Source organism: Kitasatospora putterlickiae (assembly GCF_039527695.1).
Classification (GTDB): domain Bacteria; phylum Actinomycetota; class Actinomycetes; order Streptomycetales; family Streptomycetaceae; genus Kitasatospora; species Kitasatospora putterlickiae.
The window spans coordinates 47139-51480 of record NZ_BAAAKJ010000257.1 but is presented as its reverse complement, the minus strand read 5'-3'; the positions used below and the strand labels follow the sequence as shown (position 1 = coordinate 51480).

At 68.3% G+C, this 4342-nt stretch carries 2 protein-coding genes and 1 pseudogene; 2 read left to right on the top strand and 1 reads right to left on the bottom strand.

Annotated features, from left to right (window positions below; translation table 11 throughout):
- Nucleotides 1-118 precede the first annotated feature (118 nt).
- A complete protein-coding gene (locus ABD308_RS26210; RefSeq protein WP_344339184.1) occupies nt 119-2293 on the bottom strand; it encodes a hypothetical protein in 2175 nt (724 codons plus the stop codon).
- Between the two features lie 220 nt (nt 2294-2513).
- On the opposite strand from ABD308_RS26210, the pseudogene ABD308_RS26205 reads away from it, so the two are divergent.
- Nucleotides 2514-2678 (top strand): annotated as a pseudogene (locus ABD308_RS26205) (DJ-1/PfpI family protein); the annotation flags it as partial.
- Nucleotides 2679-2744: 66 nt separating this feature from the next.
- Nucleotides 2745-4319, top strand: a complete 1575-nt coding sequence (locus ABD308_RS26200; RefSeq protein ID WP_344339182.1) for a recombinase family protein — start codon at nt 2745-2747, stop codon at nt 4317-4319.
- Nucleotides 4320-4342 lie beyond the last annotated feature (23 nt).

The window sequence follows — 4342 nt, the reverse complement described above, 5'->3', positions numbered from 1 at the left end:
GGGGCGCGGAAACCGCGCCCCGGCGTCGGGTCGACGGCGAGGAGAGCGAAGGGACTGGATTCAATAAGAAGTTGAGAAGGAAGCCCCTTCATGGCCTCGCCCGGGCTCACGCTACCAGTCAGGCGGGGACCAGGTCGCGCAGATTTACGGGGGTGACGACCCGGGAGGCCGGGTGCAGTCCCTCCGGCCGCTCCAGACCGATGAAGGTCACGGGCCGGTCGGGCACCGCCGCGCCGTCCCACAGGGTGACGGTGGTGGCCCGCCGCCCCATCAGGTCGGTGAGGTGGCGGACCGTGAGGTGCTCGCGCTCGACGGCGCCGCGCAGCAGCGTCGCGACCGACAGCCGGTTCTCCTCGACCCGGTTGGCCTCGGGCATGCCGGTCAGGTGCAGGTGCAGCCACTTGGCGCTCCAGCGGCCGTCGGCCCCGCGCAGGAACGCCAGCGGCAGGGCCACCCGTCCCGGGCCGCGCAGGTCCGACTTCAGCCGCACGGTGCGCGGTTCGAAGGGCCGCCCCGCCTGCTCGCCGTCCCGCAGCATGAAGCCGAAGAACGACTCCTCGACCTGCTCGAAGCCCTCGCCCGAGTACACGTCGACCTGCGGGACGATGAACGCCCCCCGCACCTCGTCCAGCCGCAGGTTGATGAACTCCGACGCGCCCTCGGGCGCTTCGGTGACGTCCCCGGAGTGCTCGCCGCCGATCTCGGTGAGCGAGGTGTACGAGAGCCAGGAGACGGTCTCGTACGACTCGTCCAGCATCAGCGCCGACAGGTCGAGGTCGGTGCGCCGCCCGCGCTGCCGCCAGTACACGAAGAAGCGCAGCAGCTCGCCGTCGACCGGGGAGAGCGAGCCGCGGGGCAGCACGCCGAGGCCCGCGGACGTCGCGTTGCCGCTGAGCGGCAGGGCGACGTCGAGCACGGCCGGGTCGATCAGCAGGTGACCCGGATCCGGGAGACGGCGGCTCACCTCGGCGTCCAGCGCGGCGATCAGGCGCCCGCGCGCGGCGGGCGGCAGCGGCGGCCGGGTGTCGGCGGTGACCCGGCCGCGGCCGGCCCGGTTGACGAAGATCCGGCGTTCCCCGGCCCCTTCGGTGCGGCGGTTCTGGAGGTGCTCGCGGACCGACAGCAGCACCCGGCCGGACACCCGCCCGGCCGTCGCCTCGGCGGCGGCCAGCACGGCCTCGCGCTGCTCCTCGGTGGCGCAGGCGCGCAGCAGGCGGTCGAGCGCGCGGAACAGCCTGCCCGGGGCGGCGGACAGCAGCCGCACCGCCGCGGTGACGTCGCCCGCGCCGAGCGCCTCCTCGACCCGGCCGTCCAGGGACGGCGCCGCGCGCTCGCCCCGGGCGACCGCGAACACCTCGGCGGCGTGCGGCCAGCGGGGGTGCTCGTGCGGATGGAGCCGCTCGCCGAGGCGCTTGAACGGCTCGCGGTGCGCGCCGAAGTCGGCGAGCTTGGCGGGGGCGGCGGCGACCACCGCGTCCAGGCCCGCGAGCAGCGCGCGGCGCACCGGGCGGGGGAACGTCCGGAACCGGGTCGGCCGGGCGAGCGTGACGTCCCCGTCCGACAGCGCGCAGGCGAGGCGCAGCACGTCGGTGACGGTGTCGAGCAGGAGGTCCGCGCCGGCGTCCAGCCGGGCCCGGTTGACGACGGCGCGGTTCTCCCGGACCGGGATCGCCTCTGGCCGCGGACCGTGCGCGCGGTGTCCGGCGAGGTCGCCGAGGTCGCGCAGCGCCTCCTCACCCAGCGGGGTGGCGCTGCCGGCCAGCGCCAGGTACAGGGCGGTGACCTCGTCCTCCAGCGCGCCGCCCGGGTGCAGGACGGTCAGCCGGTCGCCGGCGGCGGCGATCAGTTCGTCGTGGGCGGCGAGCAGCTCGTCGTAGGTGTGCTGGTAGCGGCCGTAGCGGGGCAGCGCGAGCAGGTCGACCACACCGGCGGAGAGCCGGGCCAGGGTGTGCTCGCGGGCGTCCTCGTCGGCGAGCGCCTCGATGATGCACCGCGTCCAGAAGTAGACGGTGTCCGGCACGTTGGCCGGGAAGTCGATGAAGTAGGCGTTGTGCCGGACGTGGTCGCCGGCCAGTTCGCGCACGGTGGGCAGGATACGGGCGGCCACCTCGTGGACGGTCCGCGAGCTCAGCCCCGACAGCCGCTCCAGTGCCTCGGCCGAGAGCTTGAAGCCCACGGACATCAGCGCGGCGTCGAACTGACGTGCCGCGGCCTCGCCGTTCCCGGCCGGACCGGCGGGGGTGGGCAGCCGGAAGGTGTGCCGGACGACCATGGATTCGAAACGGTGGGACATTCCGGCATGGTCCCAGAGCCGTGCGGACCACCGCACCCGGGTTTCGCGAACCCCGGCGGCGTCCCGGCCCGGGGGCGCGCGCCCCGGAAAGCGCGCCGTGCCCGGACGATACGCGCCGTTGCGCGGGACCACCGGCTGCGGGAGGTTGGTGCGGTCCCGTGCCGGAGGGCTCCGACCCGGGACGGCTTTGACGGACTACCACTTCGGAGGGATGTCGGCGATGGCATCGAAGATCCTGCTCGTCACCGGGGACGCCGCGGAGTCGCTGGAGGTGTTCTACCCGTACCAGCGGCTGCGCGAGGAGGGCTACCAGGTCGACATCGCGGCGCCGGCGAGGAAGCGCCTCCAGTTCGTGGTGCACGACTTCGTCGAAGGGTTCGACACCTAGGACGCGTAACCAGTCGTGCACCTCCGGGGTGCGGGTTCGCTCCGCACACCGGAAGGTAGAGGTATGGCGGACCAGGAAGCCAAGCTTGTCGACCTGCTTCTTCGGAAGTCGCAGGTCGTCACAGGCGTCGCTACTCAGGAGATCCTCTCGCTGAAGTCTCAGGAGGTGAGGGGGCGGGCCTGGGCGAAGCGCAACGATTACACAGTGCGCCAGGTCTGGCGGGAGAACCTTTCGGCCTACAGGGCAGGGGTCAAGCGTCCAAATTTTGATGCAGCCGTTCATGCCTTGCTGGAGGGCGAAACGGACTGCCTTTGGGCGTATGACAGCTCGCGGTACAGCCGAAAGGGTGCTGGAGATGTACTGAAAGTCCTTGACAGCCCTGGCAAGCGTCTTGTATTTGATCTGAACAGGCTCGATACTGAAATCCCCGAGGATCGTGTTCGGATCATCAACGATGCCGAGAATGACCGTGAGTACAGCCGGAAACTCTCCCAGAAGGTCAAAGATACAAAATCAACGCAGCGCGACCAGGGGAAATGGCTCGGGACTGCCCCGGACGGTCTGAAGCGTACGAAGAAAGGTAAGCTCAAGGCCGGAAAGAGGTGGCCGTATATTGAGCGAATCCACGAAGAGGCCGCAGCGGGGAGATCATACGCCAAGATCGTGGAAGGCTTGAACCTCGATGAAATCCCTTCGTACCGGGGCGGCCCCTGGCGTGAGGCCACTGTTGGGAAGATTCTCCGGAACCCTGTCTATCTTGGATGGCAGACGGTTTCGGTAAGGGGAAGGCCGCAGCTTTATCTGAATCCCAAGGGCAAGAAGGTTCGTGTATTCGCTAAGGGATTTGATGGGATTCCCGAAGAGGTATGGAAAAAGCATCGGGGCATCGCCGCTGCCCGATCCTCAGCCCCTGGCCTCATTGCAGCCGTTGAGGCAGCTTCTCGCATCGACGGCGAGGAGCTGATCCGACACCCCCTGGCTGGAATCATGTGGTGCCACGGAGGAGGTATCGATCCCAAGAAGGGTCACCGCGCAAGCTCCAAGGGGAAGTCGTTCAAATGCGTGAAGGCGTCAAGCGGCTTGGTCTGCGCCAAGCCTTGCAACGCAACGCGAGTGGGGGTGCTAAAGGTGGTTCTTGCCGCCTGGAAGGCCAAGCTCGCTGCGGCGGACCCGACCGATCCGACGATGCTTGCGATCTCGGAAGGGTGGATTGAGCTTTCACAACCGGATGAGACGGCGGCGGAAGTCGATGCGCGGGCCCAACTTAAGATCGCCGAGGAGGCCGTGGCCAGACTCGATCGATTGAATGCCGTTGGAGCCTACCCGGGGCGCGATGGAGAATTCACGTTTGCCAAGCTCCGCCGGGCTGCTTTGGAGGACGTGGAAGCTGCCCGCGAGGAATGGGAGAATGTGGCTCAACCTCTCGGGGACATCTCTGTCCTCACTGACCCGGAACATTGTGCAGAACTCTGGGAATCTTCCTCGGACAACTATCGAGGACAGCTCATTCGGCTCGCCATCGAGAGGATCTTCATCAAAAAGGCGGCCTACACGGGGCAGCGAGTTACGCCTGATCGTGTCGTAATTGTATGGAAGACGCCCCGGGGCTGGAAGCTGCCGCAGAACCAGGATCAGTAGCTCGGGAAAGAAGCTTGAAAAAT